Source organism: Ensifer sp. LC163 (assembly GCF_001695855.1).
Classification (GTDB): domain Bacteria; phylum Pseudomonadota; class Alphaproteobacteria; order Rhizobiales; family Rhizobiaceae; genus Ensifer.
This window is the reverse complement of the sequence record NZ_MBSS01000002.1, coordinates 1-20,048: the sequence shown is the minus strand read 5'-3', so window position 1 is coordinate 20,048 and position 20,048 is coordinate 1. Positions and strand designations below refer to the sequence as shown.

At 62.9% G+C, this 20,048-nt stretch carries 17 protein-coding genes; 10 read left to right on the top strand and 7 right to left on the bottom strand.

Annotation, left to right across the window (positions count from 1 at the left end; all coding sequences use genetic code 11):
- The first annotated feature begins 9 nt into the window (after positions 1-9).
- Positions 10-777: a response regulator transcription factor gene (locus BC360_RS03615; RefSeq protein WP_320416822.1), complete on the top strand. Its 768-nt coding sequence runs from the start codon at positions 10-12 to the stop codon at positions 775-777.
- Positions 778-1,066: 289 nt separating this feature from the next.
- Here BC360_RS03615 and BC360_RS03610 read toward each other — a convergent pair whose 3' ends face one another.
- The 4 genes from BC360_RS03610 to BC360_RS03595 form a co-directional block, all read right to left on the bottom strand.
- Positions 1,067-1,645: a DUF922 domain-containing Zn-dependent protease gene (locus tag BC360_RS03610; protein ID WP_065794311.1), complete on the bottom strand. Its 579-nt coding sequence runs from the start codon at positions 1,643-1,645 to the stop codon at positions 1,067-1,069.
- 262 nt (positions 1,646-1,907) lie between these two features.
- Positions 1,908-5,060, bottom strand: a complete 3,153-nt coding sequence (locus tag BC360_RS03605) for an efflux RND transporter permease subunit (RefSeq protein ID WP_065787483.1) — start codon at positions 5,058-5,060, stop codon at positions 1,908-1,910.
- Between the two features lie 26 nt (positions 5,061-5,086).
- Positions 5,087-6,196 carry an efflux RND transporter periplasmic adaptor subunit gene (locus tag BC360_RS03600; RefSeq protein ID WP_139109903.1) on the bottom strand — a complete coding sequence of 370 codons (1,110 nt, stop codon included), beginning with the start codon at positions 6,194-6,196 and terminating at the stop codon, positions 5,087-5,089.
- A gap of 108 nt (positions 6,197-6,304) precedes the next feature.
- Positions 6,305-6,913: a TetR family transcriptional regulator gene (locus tag BC360_RS03595; RefSeq protein ID WP_065787380.1), complete on the bottom strand. Its 609-nt coding sequence runs from the start codon at positions 6,911-6,913 to the stop codon at positions 6,305-6,307.
- Between the two features lie 221 nt (positions 6,914-7,134).
- Between BC360_RS03595 and BC360_RS03590 the strand changes: the two genes are divergently transcribed.
- Complete coding sequence (locus BC360_RS03590) at positions 7,135-8,103, top strand: DUF808 domain-containing protein (protein ID WP_065794309.1); 969 nt, start codon at positions 7,135-7,137, stop codon at positions 8,101-8,103.
- Between the two features lie 90 nt (positions 8,104-8,193).
- Here BC360_RS03590 and BC360_RS03585 read toward each other — a convergent pair whose 3' ends face one another.
- Positions 8,194-8,907: a L,D-transpeptidase gene (locus BC360_RS03585; protein WP_413813723.1), complete on the bottom strand. Its 714-nt coding sequence runs from the start codon at positions 8,905-8,907 to the stop codon at positions 8,194-8,196.
- Positions 8,908-9,063: 156 nt separating this feature from the next.
- On the opposite strand from BC360_RS03585, the gene BC360_RS03580 reads away from it, so the two are divergent.
- From BC360_RS03580 to BC360_RS03570, 3 genes are all read left to right on the top strand, one after another.
- Entirely contained in the window at positions 9,064-9,726 is a 663-nt protein-coding gene (locus BC360_RS03580; protein WP_065794307.1) for a response regulator transcription factor, read from the top strand.
- Positions 9,726-11,081, top strand: coding sequence for an ATP-binding protein (locus tag BC360_RS03575; RefSeq protein WP_065794306.1), 1,356 nt, complete (start codon positions 9,726-9,728; stop codon positions 11,079-11,081). The genes BC360_RS03580 and BC360_RS03575 overlap by 1 nt, the downstream gene beginning before the upstream one ends.
- A 64-nt stretch (positions 11,082-11,145) precedes the next feature.
- Positions 11,146-11,499 carry a DUF1801 domain-containing protein gene (locus BC360_RS03570; protein WP_065787375.1) on the top strand — a complete coding sequence of 118 codons (354 nt, stop codon included), beginning with the start codon at positions 11,146-11,148 and terminating at the stop codon, positions 11,497-11,499.
- Between the two features lie 18 nt (positions 11,500-11,517).
- Here the strand turns inward: BC360_RS03570 and BC360_RS03565 are convergent, their stop codons facing one another.
- Positions 11,518-12,480, bottom strand: a complete 963-nt coding sequence (locus BC360_RS03565; protein WP_065794305.1) for a LysR family transcriptional regulator — start codon at positions 12,478-12,480, stop codon at positions 11,518-11,520.
- A 108-nt stretch (positions 12,481-12,588) separates the two neighbouring features.
- On the opposite strand from BC360_RS03565, the gene BC360_RS03560 reads away from it, so the two are divergent.
- From BC360_RS03560 to BC360_RS03540, 5 genes are all read left to right on the top strand, one after another.
- Positions 12,589-14,391 carry an adenine deaminase gene (locus BC360_RS03560; protein WP_065794304.1) on the top strand — a complete coding sequence of 601 codons (1,803 nt, stop codon included), beginning with the start codon at positions 12,589-12,591 and terminating at the stop codon, positions 14,389-14,391.
- A gap of 59 nt (positions 14,392-14,450) precedes the next feature.
- The gene (locus BC360_RS03555) at positions 14,451-15,854 is read left to right on the top strand and encodes an NCS2 family permease (protein ID WP_083222424.1); all 1,404 of its coding nucleotides are present in this window, start codon (positions 14,451-14,453) and stop codon (positions 15,852-15,854) included.
- Between the two features lie 70 nt (positions 15,855-15,924).
- The gene (gene ade, locus BC360_RS03550; protein ID WP_065794303.1) at positions 15,925-17,715 is read left to right on the top strand and encodes an adenine deaminase; all 1,791 of its coding nucleotides are present in this window, start codon (positions 15,925-15,927) and stop codon (positions 17,713-17,715) included.
- 137 nt (positions 17,716-17,852) lie between these two features.
- Positions 17,853-18,530, top strand: a complete 678-nt coding sequence (locus BC360_RS03545) for a FadR/GntR family transcriptional regulator (protein ID WP_065794302.1) — start codon at positions 17,853-17,855, stop codon at positions 18,528-18,530.
- Complete coding sequence (locus tag BC360_RS03540; protein WP_065794301.1) at positions 18,527-19,837, top strand: CynX/NimT family MFS transporter; 1,311 nt, start codon at positions 18,527-18,529, stop codon at positions 19,835-19,837. Before BC360_RS03545 ends, BC360_RS03540 begins: the two co-directional genes overlap by 4 nt.
- Before the next feature lie 34 nt (positions 19,838-19,871).
- On the opposite strand, the gene BC360_RS03535 is transcribed toward BC360_RS03540, so the two are convergent.
- Positions 19,872-20,048 (bottom strand): electron transfer flavoprotein subunit alpha/FixB family protein (locus BC360_RS03535; protein ID WP_208858152.1); only part of this gene is annotated, 177 nt, incomplete at its 5' end.

Below are 20,048 nucleotides of genomic sequence, written 5' to 3'. Positions count from 1 at the left end.
GCAAATTCAATGGATATTCGTACAGCAACAATTGCAAGAAACACCACGACGCGGCCGACATCCTTCCCAAGCGTACTGGAGCAGCGTCCGCCGCAAAGCCTGGCCGGTTCGGATATGACCGATCAGGAGGAGGACCTCGACTACATCCTGCTCATCGACCCTCGTGCTCTCGACCGGGAGTGTCTGTCGAAAAGCCTGACGGGCTACGACCCCGGGCTGACCATCGTCACCGTCGGATCGTTTGACGAATGGCGCAGCCGCAAGCTGCAGACCGACCCTTCCGCGATTCTTCTTATCGTCGGCGGCAGCAAAGTGGGCGACCTCGCAGTCTGCGAAAAGATCGAGACGCTGGTTGAGAAGTTCAAGTACAGCCCGGTGATCGTGGTCGCCGAAACGGATGAACTCGGCCAGATTCTCAAAGCATTGGAATGCGGTGCCCGTGGCTACATTCCAAGCAATGTCGGCATCAATGTCGCTGCCGAAGCGATTGCGCTTGCGCGCGCTGGTGGCGTCTTCGTTCCGGCAAGCAGCATCCTGACGATGAGAGAGGCAATCAACTCCGTCGTCAATGGCGCCCGTTGCTCCGACAGCCTGTTCACGCCGCGGGAAATCGAAGTGGCCGAAGCCTTGCGCCGTGGAAAGGCAAACAAGATCATCGCCTATGAGATGGATCTGTGTGAAAGCACCGTGAAGGTTCACATCAGAAACATCATGAAAAAGCTGAACGCGACCAACCGCACCGAGGTCGCCTACAAGATCAGGGAGTTCATGAAGTAGGCCGGCTGCGCAAACGACCCGGCAGGCCTCACGAACAATGAAGGCACCGACAGGCGTGTTTTGATCACCGTCTGCGGACGGCGGCTCTGACCGGCGAACACGTCCCTCCTATGTCCGGCAATGCGGCCGGCATGGGGAGACATGTGTGGCGATGAAATCACCCGCCTTCGCCAGGCTTGGCAAGAGCTCGACGTGGACGTCTTGTTTCAGCGCGCCGATCGGCCTTCAAGGCGGTCTGTGCTGATGACCTGCGTTCCGAGGTGCGGGTGGAGATCCGTATGCGGCTGCGTCAACGACTTGCGGCACCATTGACGAGTTTGAGGATCAGCTGGTGGATATTGCCGCCGTCGCTGAGTTCGACCCGATCGAAGTCCCGGCTCCTCTGGCGTTGAGCAACGGACAGCTCGCCCAGACGCCTTGTCAGCTCGGTCCTGATCTTGCGGCAGTTGGGGTCAGCGTCAACGAAGAGCCCGACCGACGTGCTTTCTATCGCCTTGACCAGATCCTTGATGAAGTCGCCATGGACCAGCTCGTGCCTGCGAACGCCTGAGATAAAGGCTTCCCAATTCTGCGCCATGGCTCCCTGCAGCGGTCTCGACGGCTTCGGCAGTGTATAGGTGATGATGAGCTTCGGCTTGGCCGAAACAAGCGTGCAGGCATTGCCCTGCGGCTCATATTTCCTGGTCCAGGTCAGTTTGAAATCGGTGTGAGCAATGGCGCGAACCAATCCGCCGACCTTTGGTCCCCGCTCGCCGATCGACGCATAGAGCTCAGCCCCCGTCTGGCCGGAGATCGCATAGGTGCTGACCTTTTCGACCGCCTGCCATTCCGCATGCGCCATGTGCGGCCACGAAAATGCGCAGATCATAATGCTGCAAAAGAGAACGCCTAGCTTCACCCGAATCCCCTGGAAGGCCCCTGAACGCGCGTGACACTACTGCATAATTCCTGAGATCGGCATCGATTTAAGCAGAAAGGCGGCCGCACGTTTTCACGTTCGCGCGCCCGCCTTCATTCAACCGACTTTCCCGGCGCCGCCGAGCTTGCAACAGCTTTGGCGGCTGCGCTGTCATTTGATCCTACCGGCCGCCGCCCACCGACGGCATTGGATGCCACCCCCGTCGGCAGTGCTATTCGGCGGCGACCGCCGGCGGATAGATCATCGGTATGGCAGGCTCGGCTTCACCCTTTTGAGCGGTTTCCGGCTCAGGCGTCTGCTTCTTCGGCTCCCGGCCGAAGAACAGCGCGTAGCCAGCCGGCAGCACCAGAATTGTCAGAACGGTGGCGACAAGGATGCCGCCCATCATCGCATAGGCCAAAGGCCCCCAGAACACGCCGCGCGAGATCGGGATCAGCGCCAGAACCGCTGTCAGTGCCGTCAGCATGATCGGACGGAACCTGCGCACCGCCGAGCCGATGATGGCTTCGGAGCGATCCATGCCCGCAGCGATATCCTGATCGATCTGGTCCACCAGGATGATCGAGTTGCGCATGATGATGCCGAGCAGCGCGATAACCCCGAGGATCGCAACGAAACCGAAGGGCGCGCCGCTGATCAGCAGTGCTGCCGCCGCTCCGATAATGCCGAGCGGACCGGTTGCCAGAACCAGCATCGCCTTGCCGAAATGCTGGAGCTGGACCATCAGCAGCACGACGATGACGGCCAGCATGATCGGCGCCTTGGCGGCGATCGAACCCTGGCTTTCGGCCGCGTCTTCGGCACCACCCTGGATGCTGATGCTGTATCCGGGAGCAAGACCATCGCGTAGCGTCTGCATGTCGCCATACATCTTCAACGCCACATCGTTCGGCTGCACACCGTCGGGCAAGGTGCCGCGAACGGTAATGGTCGGCAGCCGATCCCTCCGCCATTCGATACCTTGTTCGAGCACGGGCACGACCTTGGCCACCTGCGAAAGCGGAACGAAACTGCCGAAATCGGTCGGGATATAGATGGACTCCACCGACGACAGCAGCGCGCGTGTGGCGTCCGGTTCACGGGCGACGATCGAGACCGTCTCCTCGCCATCGCGGAAGTTGTCGAGCGGCACGCCGGACATGGTGGCCTGCAGCATCTGCCGGACACGCTGCGAGGTGACGCCGAGGGCACGGGCGCGATCCTGGTCGATCACCAGCTTCATCGCCGTCACCGGCTCCAGCCAGTCGTCATGCACGGCACCGAGCTGCGGGTTTTCGGCGAACTTCGCCTTGACCTGATCGGCGATGCGGCGAACCTCCTGGCGATCCGGCCCCATCACGCGCATCTGCACCGGCCAGCCGGTCGGCGGGCCGAGGAAGAGGCGATCGACCTTGGAGCGGATCGACGGGAAATCCTCGGCAAGGATCTTGCGCAGCTTGACGATCAGCCGTTCGCGCGCCGGCTCGTCATTGGCCATGACGAGGAGCTGGGCGAAGTTCGGATTGCGCAGTTGCTGGTCGAGCGGCAGGAAGAAGCGCGGCGCGCCTTCGCCGATATAGGTCGCAATGAAGCGCTTGTCCGCATCGTCCATCATCCGCGCTTCGAGCGCCTTGGCCTGGGTCTCGACTTCCTTGATGCTGGTGCCTTCCGGCAGCCACAGATCGACGAGGATTTCCGGTCGGGAGGATTGCGGGAAGAAGTTCTTCGGAATGAACTGGAACGCCCACAGGCTGACGACGAAGGCGACAAGCGTCATCGACAGCACGATGATGCGATGGTGAACCGCCCAGGACACCGTCGAGCGCAGGCGCCGATAGAAGCGCGTGTCGAAGACATCGTGGTGGCCGCCGGCATGGTGGCGCTGCTTCAGGATCATATTGCCGAGCCACGGCGTGAAATAGACGGCAACGAACCAGGAGACCACCAGGGCGATGCCTACCACATAAAACAGCGAGCGGACATATTCGCCCGCCGTCGAGGCGGCAAAGCCGACCGGAATGAAGCCGGCGGTGGTGATGAGCGTGCCGGTCAGCATGGGGAAGGCCGTCGAGGAGTAGGCGAAACTGGCGGCCTCGACCTTGACTAGCCCCTCCTCCAGCTTGCGCTCCATCATTTCAACGACGATCATCGCGTCGTCGACCAAAAGCCCGAGGGCAATGATAAGCGCCCCAAGCGAGATGCGCTGCAGATCGATGCCAAGCTCGTACATGATGGCAAAGGTCGCCGCGAGCACCAGCGGGATGGTGATGGCGATGACCAGGCCGGAGCGCCAGCCAATCGACAGGAACGAGACGACAAGGACGATCACCAGCGCTTCGCCGAGCGCCTTCATGAATTCGCCGACGGCTTCCGTGACCACTTCCGGCTGGTTGGAGATCTGGTCGACGACGACGCCGTAAGGCAAGGCCGCCTCGAAACGCTGATAGGTCTCTTCGACGGCAGTGCCGACATCGGTGACCTTGAAACCCTTGGCCATCACCACGCCGATCTGGACGCTGTCCTGGCCGTTGAAGCGGAACTTGCGCGAATAGGGATCCTCAAGACCAGACGTGACGGTGGCGATATCGCCAAGGCGGGTGACCTGATCACCGGCGCGCAGGCTGAGGTTGCGCAGATCCTCGACCTTGTCGAGGCCGCCCTCGACGGAAATGCGCACGGAGCGCGTACCGGTATCGACCGAGCCCGCCGGATCGACATTGTTCTGTCCGGCGATGGTATTTCTAAGATCGTTGAGCGTCAGACCGCGCGCAGCCAACACCTTGGAGGAAACGTCGATATAGATCTTCTCGGGCTGGTCGCCGAGGATCACCGCTTTCTCGACGCCCGGCGTCGTCAAAAGCATGTCACGCGCCTCGATCGCAAACTTCTTCAGCTCGGGATAGCTGTATCCGTCGCCGCTCAATGAATGCAGGGTGATGAAGGTGTCGCCGAACTCGTCGTTGAAATACGGCCCGAGCAGCCCTTCAGGCAGCTCATTGGCGATATCGCCGACCTTCTTGCGGACTTGGTAGAACGCGTCAGCCACCTGCTCAGCATTGGTGTCGCCCTCGACCTGCAGGGTGATGATCGCGCTTCCGGCGCGCGTGTAGGAGCGCACGAAATCGAGATGCGGGGTCTCCTGCAGCTTGCGCTCGATCTTGTTGACGACCTGGTCCTCCATCTCCTGGATCGAGGCGCCCGGCCAGAAAGCCTGCACGACCATGACGCGGAAGGTGAAATCGGGATCTTCCTTCTGACCCATGCGCATCAGACCGAGGGCACCGGTGATGATGATCAGGCCGAACAGGAAACGCGCGATGCTGGGATGGGCGATCGCCCAGCGCGAAAGATTGAAAGGCCGCTTTTCTTCGGTGGGCATGGACATCGGCATCATTCCGCGGTTGGGTTGTTTCAGCGCACGATTTCGGCGGCAGCGGTCTTGTCGGCCGCAGCAGACTGGCGGACGACATCGCCCGATATCGCTACCTTCAGGTCTTCGGTCATGAACTGCGTGCCGGCCGCAACGACGAGATCGCCGCGCTTCAGCCCGTCCATCACGCGCACGCCCTCACCGGTAAAATCGGCAATGGCGATCGACCGGCTTTTCACGGTTTGGCTTTCAGGGTCGACGACCCACACCGTTGTCCCACCGTCCTTCTGAGCCAGAGCACTTAGGGGCACGGACATGTGACGCTCGGCATCACCTGCCGACGCCAGGATCGTCGCGGTCATGCCGAGCAGAACGCGTGGATCGTTGGGCAGGCTGACGCGCACAGCAAAGGTTCGCGACGGCTGTTCGGCACTGCCGGCCACCTCGCGGACCTTGCCATCGAGCATCAGGCCCTGGTCCGACCAGAAGGCGGTCTTGACCGCCATGCCAGGCTTGAAATTGGCAACGTCGACCTCCGGAACGGCGATGAGCACTTCCTTCTCGCCGTCGACGGCAACCGCGGCGACCGGGGTACCTGAGCCGACCACCTGACCGACATCGGCCGCGATCGCGGTGACGATGCCGCTGCGGTCGGCAACCAGTTCGGTATAGGTCACCTGGTTCTTCGCCTGAGACAGCGCCGAGCTCGCGGCGTCGCGCGTTGCCGCGGCCTGGTTATGGCTGAGTGTCGCCTGATCCAGTTGCGCCTTGGAGGCGACCTTCTTGGCGAAGAGCTGTTCGGCCCGCGTGCGGACCAGCGCCGTGGTTTCGACCTGACGCTCCGCGGCCTCAAGGTTCGCGGCCGCGCTCTTGACCGAAAGGTCATAGTCCGTCGCGTCGATGCGGGCGAGCCGGTCGCCGGACTTCACCCGGTCACCCACGTTCACCAGACGTTCGGTGATCTTGCCATTGACGCGGAAGCCGAGGTTCATCTCCGTTCGGGCGCGCACGACACCGGAATAGTTCATCGTCCGCGCTTCGCCGGCATCGCCAATTTCAACCACCTTGACCGGCCGCACGACCGGCTTGGCCTCCTCGGCCTCCTCGGAGCAGGCCGCGAGAACAACGGAGATCGCAGCAAGAAGAGCCATCCTTCCGCGGAACGCGAAACGGCTACGGGTTTGAACGGGCAAGGGCATTTCCGCACTCCTGGGGTGGCATCAGCCAAACGGTTCACATCGGGGCAGCAGGCGGCCAGGTCAGTTTTTCAGTGCCTTGATCGCAAATTCGATCAGCTCATCGGGCGTCGCCCGGTTTTCCTTCGAGAGACATTGCGCCACCATCTGCGGGTGGCAGAGGATCACGGTTGCAGCCCCAAAGCATCTGGAGGCAGCATCGGCGTCCTGTTCGGGGAATTCGCCCGCAAGAATGCCTTCGCGGATCACCTCGGCGACAAGGGCGTGCAGGCGATCGATATGCTTGTCGATCACATGCCAGTCGCGCTCCATCGCGATGACGACCATCTCGTGCACCTTCTGGTCGTCGAGCATGACCTCCACGGTCATCTGATGCTGTGCGCGGATATATTGCCGCAAGCGCTCGGTCGCGCTCAGCTGCAACCGACAGATCTCCTGGGCCTGCTGGTAGCTGGCCGCCAGCATGCGACCGCAGATCGCCTGGTGAATCTCGGCCTTCGAGGCGAAGAAGCGGTAGATGTTGGCCGGCGACATGCCGAGATCGCGAGCGATGTCGGCGACATTGGTCTTCGAGTAGCCGAAATGCCGGAAGAGCTGCTCGGCCGAATCCAGAATCCGCGAGACGTTTTCTTGACGCGTGGTGTCCAGCTGGCTTTCGATGCTGTCGTCCATTTAAACTTGCCTTCGACTTACGACTGACGATTTTCGTATTTCGTCATTCGTAAATCGAAAGTGACTTTGCGTCAATCCAAACGAGCCGTTTTTCGCCTCACAATATGGTGTCCGCCCACCAGCCGTTTTGCATGTCGTTGACTCGACACGCTGCGGTGGTTACTGCCGAATCCTCTGGAGTAACCGCTCCACGGAATTTCAGCGCAAAGGGTTAGCGTTCAATGGCTACTGGTCTCATCGCCCTGCTCGACGACGTTGCGGCCATCGCCAAGATGGCAGCCGCTTCGCTTGACGACATCGCCGCGCAGACCGCAAAGGCCGGCACGAAGGCGGCAGGCGTGGTCATCGACGACGCAGCCGTGACACCGCGCTACGTCGTCGGGCTGACACCGGAACGCGAGCTACCGATCATCGGCCGCATTGCGCTCGGCTCGCTCAAGAACAAGCTCTTGTTCCTGCTGCCAGGCGCATTGTTGCTCAGCTATTTCGCCCCCTGGGCGATAACTCCCCTGCTGATGCTGGGCGGCATCTACCTCTGCTACGAGGGTGCCGAGAAGCTCTATGGCGTCTTCTTTCCGCACGCGGCCCACCAGCACGAAAACGCCGTGCTCGGTCAAAAGACCGACCCCGTCGCGCTGGAAAACGAGAAGGTTGCCGGCGCAGTGCGCACCGACTTCATCCTGTCGGCCGAGATCATGGCGCTGACGCTCTCAACCGTTGCCGACGCCAGCATCTACGCCCAGGCCGCAGTGCTTGCCGCGGTTGGCATCGCCATCACGCTCGCCGTCTATGGCGTCGTCGGACTGATCGTCAAGGCCGATGATGCGGGCGTCGCATTGGCCAGAACCTCCATATTGGCCCTGCGCGCCATCGGCCGCGGCCTGGTCGTCGGCATGCCGATCTTTCTGAAAATTCTCGCCGCCATCGGCACCGCCGCGATGCTCTGGGTCGGGGGCAGCATTCTCGTCCATGGCCTCGCGCAGATGGGATATGCCGGACCTGAACATATCATCCATGACATCACCGAAGCCGTGGTCCACGCCCTGTCTGTTGCCCCGGGTCTTGTCGGCTGGATCGCCACGTCGGCGCAGCAAGCCCTGCTCGCAATCGCCGTCGGTGCGGCGACGATCGCAATCATGGGCAACATTGTCGCCCCGATCTGGGGACGGCTGAGACCCGCAACCCACTGACCTCGCCGCGTACCGGCGCCACCAAGCTCCGGCCCTATCGGGGCCAGAGATATGTACGTTCATTGGGCAACACCTGCCGACCCGCCGCGATCAACTGGTTGCGAGGTGCGCCTTCGACGGGTCGGGAATAACGACGATCGGGCTGCCGTCACGGACCTGATCGTGGAGATAGACCACGTCCTGATGGAGCATGCGGATACACCCGGACGAGACGGCCTTGCCGATCGAACGTGCCTCGGGACTGCCGTGGATACGGTAGAGCGTGTCCTTGCCGTCCTTGTGGATATAGAGCGCGCGCGCGCCGAGCGGGTTCTTCAGGCCCGGCCCCATGCCGCCGTTCTTGATGCTGAAGGGCTCGAGCTTCGGCTGCCGCGCCACCATTTCGTCAGGCGGCGTCCAGCGCGGCCATTTCCGCTTATAGGCCACGACCGCCCGCCCGGACCAGGCAAAGCCCTCGCGGCCGACGCCGATACCATAGCGCATGGCCCGCTGGCCGGGCAGCACATGATAGAGATACTTCGCCGGCGTATCGACGATGATCGTGCCCGGACGCTCCTCACTGAGATAGTCGACTTCCTGGCGCCAGAATTTCGGATCGACCTGGGACACATCGACCGCGGGAATGGGAAACGGCTCGTTCGGCATCGCGTAGTACATCGGCGGAACGCCGCCCTTGGACGGCGGCGTCATCTCGACCACCGCCGGTTTCGGTGTCGGACGCGCGGTTGCTGCACAGCCTGAAAGCAGCATGGCAGTCGCACCAACGAAAAGGCTGCGGCGCGTCAGCGCGCCGCCTGACCACATATCGGGTTTGGCTGATGACAACTGGTTCGGTTCAACTCTATCGGACATTCATCGACTCAGGGCTTGTTACGATGACGCCCAAAGGAATGCGCTACCTTAAGGCTGCCTTAAGGGAGGTGCTAAACAACGACCGCCGATTATGTCGTGGAGATCTAAGTGCGGGTACTGATTGTCGAAGACGATGACATCTTGCGGGACGGGCTGAAGGTCGGGCTGGCGCTCGCCGGTTTTACGACCGATGCCGTCGCCACCCGAGAGAGCGCCGAGGCGGCGCTGGCCGCCGGCAGCTTCGACGCCGTCGTGCTCGATCTCATGCTTCCGGACGGCTCCGGCACGGACGTGCTGAAGAAACTGCGCGACGCCCGCAACGATACGCCGGTGCTGCTGCTGACGGCCCGTGACACGGTGGCCGATCGCGTCAGCGGGCTCGACATGGGCGCTGACGATTACCTCGGTAAACCCTTCGATCTCGATGAGGTCGCAGCGCGACTGCGCGCGCTCGCGCGTCGCTCTGCCGGCCGGTCGACCGCCCTCATCGAATGGGCGACGATCCGGCTGGATCCGGCCCGGCAATCGGTGGAAAAGGCCGGCATCCCGGTCCGGCTCTCGCGCCGGGAATACTCCATCCTGCATGCGCTCATGTCGCAGCCCGGCGCCATCTTTTCGAAGGCAACGCTGGAGGACAAGCTTTACGGCTGGCAGGAAGAGGTCGAAAGCAACGCCGTCGAGGTGCATATCCATCACCTGCGCAACAAACTCGGAGCCGGCCTGATCGAAACCGTCAGGGGCATCGGCTACCGGCTCGGCAGCGACATCTGATGCGCTCGATCCGCGCACGGCTCTTCTTCATCCTGCTCGTCACCACCGGGCTCATGTGGCTGTCGGCCACCCTATGGATCTTCTTCAGCACCCGCGCCGAGGTCGAGCAGGTGCTCGACGCCCGGCTGATGGAGGCGGCGAAGATGGTCAGCTCGCTGGTGGTCAACCAGGAGATCGACCCGGACAGGCCGGCACAGACGAAGGCAAAGATCCCGGTTCTCGACCACCCCCACTACGACCGGCAGCTTTCCTGCCAGATCTGGTCACTGGACGGCACCCTGATCGGCAAGTCGGAAAGCGCGCCGGAAACGATGCTGTCGGCGCATGCGACCGGCCTTTCCGAAACGGTGATCAACGGCGAAACCTGGCGGGTCTATGCGGTCGAGAACGCCGAGCTCGGCGTGCGCGTGCTGGTCGGCGACAACCTGCGCATCCGCGACAGGCTGGTCAACGACGTCGTCAAGGGCCTGCTCTTTCCGGCCCTCTTGATCATACCGCTGCTGGCAACCCTGATCTGGCTCAGCGTCGGGCGCGGACTGGCACCGCTCAGAAAACTGGCCGGCGATCTCGCCGCGCGCGACGCCTCGGACCTGCACCCGATCGAGGAGACCGCGACGCCGAGCGAGATCAGCCCCGTGCTTCGGGCGCTCAACGGCCTTTTCGGCCGCGTCGCCGGCGCGCGTCAGCGCGAGCAGAACTTTATCGCCTTTGCCGCCCATGAACTGAGAACGCCGCTGGCCGGATTGAAAACCCAGGCCCAGGTGGCGCTGGCGAGCAACGATGCCGAGATCCGGGAAAAGGCCCTTGGCCAGATCGTTGCCGGCGTCGACCGTACCGGACGGCTCGTGAAGCAATTGCTCGACATCGCCTCGGTCGAAGCATCCGAAACGGTGTGCGCCGCGGTGGAGGTCAGCGCGGGCGAGATGCTGGTTTCGCTCAGGAATGAACTGCTTGGCCATGCCGGCAGTGCCGCCATGGTTGTCGTCGATCCCGACCTCCTCGAATTGCGGGTCAAAATCAATCCGGACCTGCTACGGCTTGCGGCGCGCAATCTGATGGAAAATGCACTCCACCACTCACCAGCGAGCGGCACCATCCACTGCTCGCTCGAAAACGATGACGGCACCACGACAATCGCGATTAATGACGATGGCCCGGGGATCCCGCCGGAGGAGATGGCCCACGTCACCGAGCGTTTCTTCCGCGGTCGCTTCAAGGCCGCGATCGGCAGCGGCCTCGGCCTCAGCATTGCCGAACTCGCGCTCGATCACGCCGGCGCTGCGTTGGAATTGCGAAACAGGATCGGGGGTGGATTGTCCGCCAGGATCGTCCTGCCCAAACACCTGATCGCGTGAGCATGGTTGGCCCGAATCTGCCATATCGGCAAAACCAATTTCTGCAGCGAGTCGTGAGCCAACGATGATGGACAAGCGTATTGAAACCTTCCTCGCCGATATCCGCGACCGTGGCGAGATCCAGTTCGCGATCGTTTCGCGGCTGCGCGAGATTGTGTTGGGTTCCGGAGCGGGCATCTCGGAAGAAATCAAATATGGCGGCTTGCTGTTTTCGGCGGCGCAGCCGTTCTGCGGCATATTTCCCTATTCCGCTCATGTCACGCTGGAGTTCAGCGAGGGCGCGGCATTGCCGGACGCGCATGGGGTGCTGATGGGCCAAGGCAAAGGGCGCCGCCATATCAAGATGCAGTCCCTGTCCGACATCGCGGCAAAGCATGTGGCCGCCTATGTCGACTTGGCTCTGGGAGCCGCCGGCTGATCAAGATGAGACGCCGCGTCAGCGGATCGCGCCATCCGACGGCAGGCTGACTTTCTCGACGTAGTAGCGCGGAATGCTGGTGCGCTCGCGATCGCGATAAAAGTCGATGCAGAATTCGACAAAGGCCCTGAAGCGCTTCGACACGTGCCGCCGGCGCGAATAGATGAGGTTGATCGCCGTTTTCGGCGAACGCCATTCGGCAAGAACGGGTTGAAGCAGGCCGGCCTGTCGCTCCGTCTCGACGAAGAATTCCGGCAGGTAGGCGATCCCCTCGCCCGCAACCGCGAAATACTTGATCGTCCAGTAGTCGTTGGTCGTGCAGGTCGCAGCCGGCAGCAGATCCATCTCCGCTTGACCGGGCCGCGTGAGATACCAGGATTGCAGGCGCGTCGGCTGGCGAAAGACAAGACCGCGGTGCCCGGACAGTTCATCCGGCTTTGTCGGCGAACCATGGCGGGCGACGTATTCGGGGCTGGCGAAGAGGCCGTAGGACGAGACGGAGAGCCGCCGGCTGATGTAGTCGACATCTGACGGCTCGCCCCAGTGAAAGATGCCGTCGAGCGCCTGCTCGGTGACATCGGAGAACGGCTGCCTGGAGCTCAGAAACACAACGTCGAGATTGACCTGCGGATATTGCTGCCGAAATGCATAGAGCAGTTCGGAGGTGATCGTCGTGCCGAATTCGCCGGTCGAGCCGACGCGCAGCGTGCCGGCTACTTCCTGGCGCATCTCCGCCATCGCCGTTGCCGCATCCTCGCAATTCGCCTGAATGAGCCTGGCGTAGCGCAGGAGTTCGGCTCCGGCGTCGGTCACATGGAGCTGATGCCCCTCGCGCACGAAGAGCTCGATGCCGAACTCGTCCTCCAATTGCCGGATCTTGTGGCTGAGGGTCGATTTCGGCAGTCGATGCAGGCGCGAAGCCGCTGAAATCGAACGGGAATCGGCAACTTTCACGAAGCAGTCGAGAAGCGAGAGGTCCATTTTTCGTCCAAAATCTTGGATGATATGTCCGACAAATACGCCATTTCGGCCCATTGTACAAACGAAACCAAACTGGGAATATTCGCCGACGCTAAGGGAGAGGTTTCAGTGAGCAATATCAGAGAATTCATCCGGGCAGCCTCCGGCACCGGCAACAAGGCCACATTGGCGATCCGCGGCGGCCGGCTTGTCAACGTCGTGTCGGAAGAAATCTACCAGGCCGATGTCGCGATCTATGGCGAACGGATCATCGCTGTCGGCGACATCTCCGACTATGTCGGGCCGGAGACGAAAATCGTCGACGCCACCGACAAGTACCTGGCGCCCGGCATGATCGACGGCCATCTGCATGTCGAATGCTCGAAGATGTCGCTGACGAGCTTTGCCAAGGCGGTCGTGCCGCTCGGCACGACGTCGATCGTCACCGGGCTCGACCAGATCATCGTTGTCGGCGGGCCGGCGGCGGCGCGCGAATTCCTCGACGAGGCCAGAGAGACGCCGCTCAAGGTGTTCTGGGGCGCGCCGTGCAAGACCCCCTACACCATGCCGCGCTCGACCGTCGGCCACTATTTCAGCCCGGCCGATCACCAGGCCACCCATCACTGGCCGGAATGCGTCGGCATCTGGGAAACGGTGCGCGAATTCATCCAGGAGGAAGACAGCGACGTTCTGGCGGCGCTCGAGCTCGCTGAAAAGAGCCGGCTTCCGGTGCTCGGCTGCTGCCCGATGACCCGCGGCGCGCGTCTCAACGGCTACCAGCAATCGGGCGTGCGCGCCGACCACGAAAGCTATTCGCCGGAGGAAATGCTCGAGAAACTCAGAGCCGGCATGCATGTGGTCGTGCGTGAATCCTCGATCTCGCACTTCCTTTCCGACAATCTGCGCATCGTCACCGAGATGGGCGTCAAGGCCCTGCGCCGCATCAGCTTCTGCACCGACGACGTCGTTGCCAGCGACATTCTCAAGCGCGGGCATCTCGACAACATGGTTCGCATGGCGATCGCCATGGGCATCTCGCCGATGGCCGCAATCCAGATGGCAACAATCAATGGTGCCGATGCGCTTCGCATCGACGACAAGGTCGGCTCGATCTCGCCGGGCCGCGCCGCCGACATCCTGCTCGTCAACGACCTGCGCGAATTCAGGATTGAAGCCGTCATCGCCAAGGGCGAGGAAGTCGCGCGCGACGGCCGTTTGACGATCGAGCTCGCGCCGCCGCCGCGCAGCGCCGTGTTGCTGACGTCGATGAAGGTCGCGCCGCTTGAGCTCGACGATCTGAAGCTGCGCTACGACGGCGCCGGCGACAGCGCCGCGGCCATGGCGATCGCCGTCACGCCGGAGAAGATCTTCGTGCGCACGCGCCGCGACGTGATCCTGCCGGTGAAGGACGGCTGCGTGCTCGCCGACCTGGCCCAGGACATCCAATATGTCACCGTGGTCGAGCGCTACGGCAAGACGAAAAACCGCCCCGTCGCCTTCACCTCCGGCTTCGGACTACAGGAAGGCGCAATCGCCAGTTCCACCGCGCCCGACGACAACAACATCATCTGCATCGGCGCCAACCCGGAGGACATGCGGGTCGCCATCAACCACCTGATCGCCAACCATGGCGGCCAGGTGGTGGTCAGGGACGGTCAGGTCGTCGCCTTCCTGCATCTTCCGATCGGCGGCATCGTGTCCGACATCGAGCCCTCCGAAATGGCGGCGCTGGAGGAGGAACTGGACGATGCGGCACGGGCGCTCGGCTGCACGCTGCCATGGCCGTTCATGTATATGTTCGTGCTGCAGATCACGGCGATCCCGGAATATGCCATTACCGATCTCGGCGTCGTCGATTGCGTTCAGCTCAAGGTGATCTCGCCGCTCGCTGGGAACGGCGGCGAGGAAGAGCACGCCGCCGCAGCGGAATAAAGCCTTGGAGGGGGTCGGCATCGCCGGCCCCTTCCTCATTTCAAAAAAAGGGGAACAAAATGAACTACCAACCCAAGGCCGTGGAGTCGGCGGCGGGCAAGGCGCAAGCCTCCTGGCTCGCCAACCTGCTCGACCGTTACTTCCTGATCTCCAAATTCGGCTCGACCATCCGCACCGAAATTCTCGCCGGGCTGACGACCTTTCTCGCCGCATCCTATGTGATCGTCGTCAACCCTTCGATCCTGTCCCATGCCGGCATTCCTTTCTCGGCCGGCGTCACGGCGACCGTGCTCGTCAGCTTCATCGGCAGTTGCGCCATGGGGCTCTATGCGCGAAGCCCCATCCTGGTGGCGCCGGGCATGGGCATCAACGCGCTGTTTGCCTATACGATGGTCGTCGGCGCCAAGGTGCCGCTCGAAATCGCGCTCGGCTGCGTCTTCTGGGCCGGCGTGCTCTTTACCATCATGGCCTTCTTCAATCTCAGACAGGCGATCATCGAGGCGATCCCGGTCGACCTTCGCTACGGCATCGCCTGCGGCATCGGCCTGTTCATCGCGCTGATCGGCTTTGAAAACGCCAAGTTCATCGTCGCCAATCCGGACACGATCGTCGGCTTGACGACCTTCAACCCGGTCACGCTTACCTTCATCGCCGGTTTTATCCTGACGGTGGCACTGGTGGTCCGCCGGGTTCCCGGCGCCATGATGGCCGGCATGATCCTCACCACCATCCTCTCCATCCCGATCGGCCGCTGGTGGGGCGATGGCAGCGCCTTCTGGCCGGATACGCCTGATGTGCACACGCTGGTCAACTGGAGCGGCTTTTCCGCAGCGCCTGATTTCAGCTTCGTCGGCCAGATCGATCTCGTCGGCGCCTTGAGCCTGATCTACGTGCCGTTCATCTTCGTCTTCCTGTTCACCAACTTCATCGAGGCGCTCTCGACCTTCCTCGGCCTTGCCGAAGCGGCTGATCTCAAGGACGAGCAGGGATTGCCGCGCAACATCAAGCAATCCATGCATGTCGACGCCGTCGCCGCACTGATCTCCGCGCCGCTCGGCACCAGCCCCGCCACCGTCTACCTGGAATCGGGCGCCGGCATTGCCCAAGGCGGCCGAACCGGCCTTGTCGCCCTTGTCGCCGGCCTGCTGTTCGTGCCGTTCCTGTTCCTGTCGCCGCTGCTGTCGCTCGTTCCGGCGGTGGCAACCGCACCAGTGCTGATCCTCACTGGTCTGTTCATGTCCGAGCCGATGAGCAAGATCCGCTGGACCGACATCGACGAGGCAATTCCCGCCTTCCTCGCCATCGTGCTGATCCCGCTGACATTCTCGATCACGCTCGGTCTGTCGCTGGCGATCATCGCCTATGTGCTGATCAAGCTGGTCTGCGGCCGCCCCCGCGATGTAAAGCCGGTCATGTGGTTCGTCGCCCTGCTGGCCGCAGCGCTCGTCGCACAGACCCAGTAAAGCCTGCCGGCGCCCTTTTGTTGAGAAGTGAAAAAGGGCGCCGGACCGTCTCCATTCGAAGGAACCTGTCATGCTTCAATCCTGGTCGAGGACCGCACCCGAGCTCGTCGACGTCGCCATGGGCCGGACGCCGGCGGACCTCGTGGTCCGCAACGGAAAGTGGGTCAACGTCTATTCCGGCGAGATCATTCCGCACACCGACATCGCCGTCAAAGCCGGCCGCTTTGCCTATGTCGGGGCCGACGCCAGCCATACGATCGGCGAAGGCACCAAGGTCGTCGACGCTAGCGGCCGCTATCTCGTGCCGGGGCTCTGCGACGCGCATATGCATGTCGAAAGCGGCCTCGTCACCGTCACCGAGTTTGCCCGCGCCGTCATCCCGCACGGCACGACGACGATGTTCATCGACCCGCATGAGATCGCCAACGTGCTCGGCCTTGCCGGCGTGCGGCTGATGAACGATGAAGCACAGAGCCTGCCGATCAACGTCTATGTCCAGGTGCCGAGCTGCGTGCCGAGCGCGCCCGGGCTTGAAACCGCCGGCGCCGAACTCTCGGCCAAGGACGTCGCCGAAGCCTTGAGCTGGCCCAATATCATCGGCCTCGGCGAGATGATGAATTTTCCGGGCGTCGCCTTCAATGACCCCAAGATGGTCGCCGAGATCGCGGCGACCCAGGATGCGCGGCTGACCGTCGGCGGGCACTATGCCTCGCCGCATCTCGGCCGTGAATTTCACGCCTATGCCGCCGGCGGCCCGGCCGACGACCATGAAGGAACGACCGTCGAGGACGCGATTGCCCGCGTCAGACAGGGCATGCGCGCCATGCTCCGGCTCGGCTCCGCCTGGTTCGACGTTGCCGCTCAGGTCAAGGCGATCACCGAGGCCGGGGTCGATCCGCGCAACTTCCTGCTCTGCACCGATGACAGCCACTCCGGCACGCTGGTCCACGATGGCCATATGAACCGGGTGGTGCGCCACGCCATCGCGCAAGGGCTGAAGCCGATCACCGCCATCCAGATGGCCACACTCAACACCGCCCAGCATTTCGGCGTCGAGCGGGAACTCGGCTCGATCGCACCCGGCCGGCGCGCCGACCTGATCATCACCTCGGACCTCGCCGCCCTGCCGATCGAGATGGTGTTTGCCCGCGGCGAACTGCTGGCAGAGTCCGGCGCACTGGTGCGCGATATCCCGCCCTTCGTCTATCCGGAAAGTGCCCGCGACACCGTACACCTCGGCAAGACGCTCAAGGCCGGAGATTTCGACATCGGCCTCAACACCACCGCGACCCGCGCGCGCGTCCGGGTGATCGGCGTTGTCGAGAACCAGGCGCCGACGCGTGCGCTTGAGGCCGAACTTTCAGCGAGCGGCGGCATCATCGAGATGGATCGCGCACTGGACGTCTGTCAGATCGCGTTGGTGGAGCGCCATCGCGGCACCGGCGACGTCGTCAACGCCTTTGTTTCCGGCTTCGGCTACGACAGCGATTGCGCGGTTGCGAGTACCGTCGCCCATGACAGCCATCACATGATCGTCGTCGGTACCAACAAGGGCGATATGGCGCAGGCCGCCAACCGGCTGCACGAAGTCGGCGGCGGCATCGTCGTGATCAAGGACGGCAAGGAGCTCGCACTGGTGGAACTGCCGGTGGCGGGGCTGATGTCGGACCAGCGCGCCGAGATCGTGGCCGACAAGGCCGCGGCGATCATTGAGGCAATGCGTATCTGCGGCTGCAGCTTGAACAACGCCTACATGCAGCATTCGCTGCTGGCGCTTGTCGTCATCCCTGAACTGCGCATCTCCGACAAGGGCCTGATCGATGTCCGGACCTTCCAGAAGGTCGACGTCGTTCTCTCATAGCCAGCGCTGCCACGTTCCCTCGACCGCCCGGACCGGGCGGTCGAGCTCTGTTTGAAACCTGGTCGCGGATGGGTCGGTTGACATCGCGAGTACGGCAACTTATTCACTAAGTCATCTGATGACTTGATGAGTCTATCATGCAGCCGGTCAATCGAACCAATCTAGCCGACAGTGCGGCCGAAAGCCTGCGCGCCGAAATCCGCAGCGGCCGCTGGAGCGTCGGCGACCGTATCCCGAACGAAACCGCACTGACCGAGCTTTTGTCCGTCAGCCGAGGAACGGTGCGCGAGGCCGTGCGCGTGCTGGTCTCGCAAGGTCTGCTCGATACCCGCCAGGGCTCGGGCACCTATGTGCGCTCGACGGTCGATCCAGCCGGCGCGCTAGACCGCGTCAAACGCGCCGGACTGCGCGACCAATGGGAAGCGCGCACCGTCCTTGATGTCGAAGCCGCCAGACTTGCGGCGATCCGCCATACGCCCGCCGACCTCGAGCGCATGACCCGGTTGCTCAAGGCGCGCGGCACCGTTGCCGATGGCGGTTACGAGGCGTTCGGCCATCGCGACATCGCCTTTCACAAATCGATCGTCGAAGCATCGGGCAACCGGGCAATCGTCGAACTCTACGATTTCTTCACCTCATCGATCCTCGAAACCATTCATTCGACGCTCAAGGGCGATGTGCCGGAACCCGACGAACAGGCTCATATGGCGATCGTCGCGGCGATCGCCACCGGCGACCCGGATCGCGCGGCTTCCGCCGTCCGCGCCTTCATGGCGCCCGTGCTCCGTGAACTCGATAGGCTTCTTTCGCAATGAACCAAACTTTCCGCGATCCCCCTTCCTCGGCCCATCAGGTCGCAGCCATCAACGGCCTCGAAGACCAACTGATCGACGCCGAAGCCGACAGTGTTCCCGAACCTCAGCCGCCAGTGCTTCCAAGCGCTGCAACCCGTTTCGTCCTCGGCGCCAGCCTCGTGCTGATCGCCTTCAACCTGCGCCCGCTGTTTTCCAGCCTCTCGGTGCTGCTGCCGGAAGTGATGCGCGATACCGGCCTAACGACTGCCGGCGCCAGCCTGCTGACGACACTGCCCGTGCTCTGCCTTGGCCTGTTTGCCCCGCTCGCGCCGAAGCTGGCACAGCGCTTCGGCGCCGAACGCACTCTTCTGGGCGCACTGCTTCTGCTGGCGCTCGGCACAGCGCTCCGCGGTTTCGGGCCGGTGCCGCTGCTCTTTCTGTCGACATTCGCCGCCGGGGCGGCGATCGCCATCGGCAACGTGCTGCTTCCCGGCCTCGTCAAGCGCGACTTTGCCGACAAGGCGGCGATCATGACCGGGCTCTATACCATGGCGTTGTGCGCCGGGGCCGCCGGAGCCGCTGGCTTGACCCTGCCGCTCGAACACGGCGTGACCGGCTCCTGGTCCGGCGCGCTCGCCATCTGGGCGCTTCCTGCCTTCTTCGTGCTGTTGATCTGGGCGCCGCAGGCGCTTGGCAGCAAGGTGCAGGTCAGGCACAGCGGCTTTCGTGTCGTCGGCCTCTGGCGTGACCGGCTGGCATGGCAAGTCACACTGTTCATGGGCCTGCAGTCGGCGCTGGCCTACTGCATCTTCGGCTGGCTCGCGCCCATTCTTCGGGAGCGCGGGTTCGACGCAGCGACTGCAGGGTTGATCGTTTCGGTCTCGATCATGACCCAGGTCGTCACCTGCCTGCTGGTCCCCTCCTTTGCCGTTCGCCGCAAGGACCAGCGCGGTATCAACGTCGCGCTGATATCCGCCGCGGTGATCGCGCTTCTCGGCATTCTCTTCGGGCCGCCATCGACGGTGATCTTCTGGGCTATTTTGCAGGGGTTCGGCCAGGGCGGCCTGATTGCCGTGGCGATGACGCTCATCGTGTTGCGCTCGCCGGATTCCCACGTCGCAGCCCATCTCTCGGGCATGGCGCAGGGGGTCGGCTATGTGCTTGCAGCCATCGGCCCGCTGCTCGTCGGCCTGATCCGCGACTGGACGGGAAGTTTTGATGCCGCAGCCTTCCTGTTCGTCGCCCTTGGCCTCGGCGCGGCGATCATGGGCTTTGGCGCCGGCCGGGCGCTGCATGTCGGTGCGCGGACCATCAGGATCGACGGCTAAATTCTATCCGCTCAGCCGTCGACCTTACGCTTGCTCAGGAAGCCCGTTCCATTTCCGGCAGGGCCTCGAACAGGTCGGCGACGAGGCCGTAGTCGGCGACCTGGAAGATCGGCGCCTCCTCGTCCTTGTTGATGGCGACGATGACCTTCGAATCCTTCATGCCGGCCAGATGCTGGATCGCCCCGGAGATGCCGCAGGCGATGTAGAGATC

Coding starts and splice junctions, on each gene's coding strand:
- BC360_RS03615 (WP_320416822.1), top strand. CDS start 10: ATGGATATTCGTACAGCAACAATTGCAAGAAACACCACGACGCGGCCG.
- BC360_RS03605 (WP_065787483.1), bottom strand. CDS start 5,060: ATGTCCATGCCCACCGAAGAAAAGCGGCCTTTCAATCTTTCGCGCTGG.
- BC360_RS03575 (WP_065794306.1), top strand. CDS start 9,726: ATGCGCTCGATCCGCGCACGGCTCTTCTTCATCCTGCTCGTCACCACC.
- ade (WP_065794303.1), top strand. CDS start 15,925: ATGCTTCAATCCTGGTCGAGGACCGCACCCGAGCTCGTCGACGTCGCC.
- BC360_RS03565 (WP_065794305.1), bottom strand. CDS start 12,480: ATGGACCTCTCGCTTCTCGACTGCTTCGTGAAAGTTGCCGATTCCCGT.
- BC360_RS03555 (WP_083222424.1), top strand. CDS start 14,451: ATGAACTACCAACCCAAGGCCGTGGAGTCGGCGGCGGGCAAGGCGCAA.
- BC360_RS03595 (WP_065787380.1), bottom strand. CDS start 6,913: ATGGACGACAGCATCGAAAGCCAGCTGGACACCACGCGTCAAGAAAAC.
- BC360_RS03540 (WP_065794301.1), top strand. CDS start 18,527: ATGAACCAAACTTTCCGCGATCCCCCTTCCTCGGCCCATCAGGTCGCA.
- BC360_RS03610 (WP_065794311.1), bottom strand. CDS start 1,645: ATGATCTGCGCATTTTCGTGGCCGCACATGGCGCATGCGGAATGGCAG.
- BC360_RS03545 (WP_065794302.1), top strand. CDS start 17,853: ATGCAGCCGGTCAATCGAACCAATCTAGCCGACAGTGCGGCCGAAAGC.
- BC360_RS03570 (WP_065787375.1), top strand. CDS start 11,146: ATGATGGACAAGCGTATTGAAACCTTCCTCGCCGATATCCGCGACCGT.
- BC360_RS03590 (WP_065794309.1), top strand. CDS start 7,135: ATGGCTACTGGTCTCATCGCCCTGCTCGACGACGTTGCGGCCATCGCC.
- BC360_RS03600 (WP_139109903.1), bottom strand. CDS start 6,196: ATGGCTCTTCTTGCTGCGATCTCCGTTGTTCTCGCGGCCTGCTCCGAG.
- BC360_RS03585 (WP_413813723.1), bottom strand. CDS start 8,907: ATGTGGTCAGGCGGCGCGCTGACGCGCCGCAGCCTTTTCGTTGGTGCG.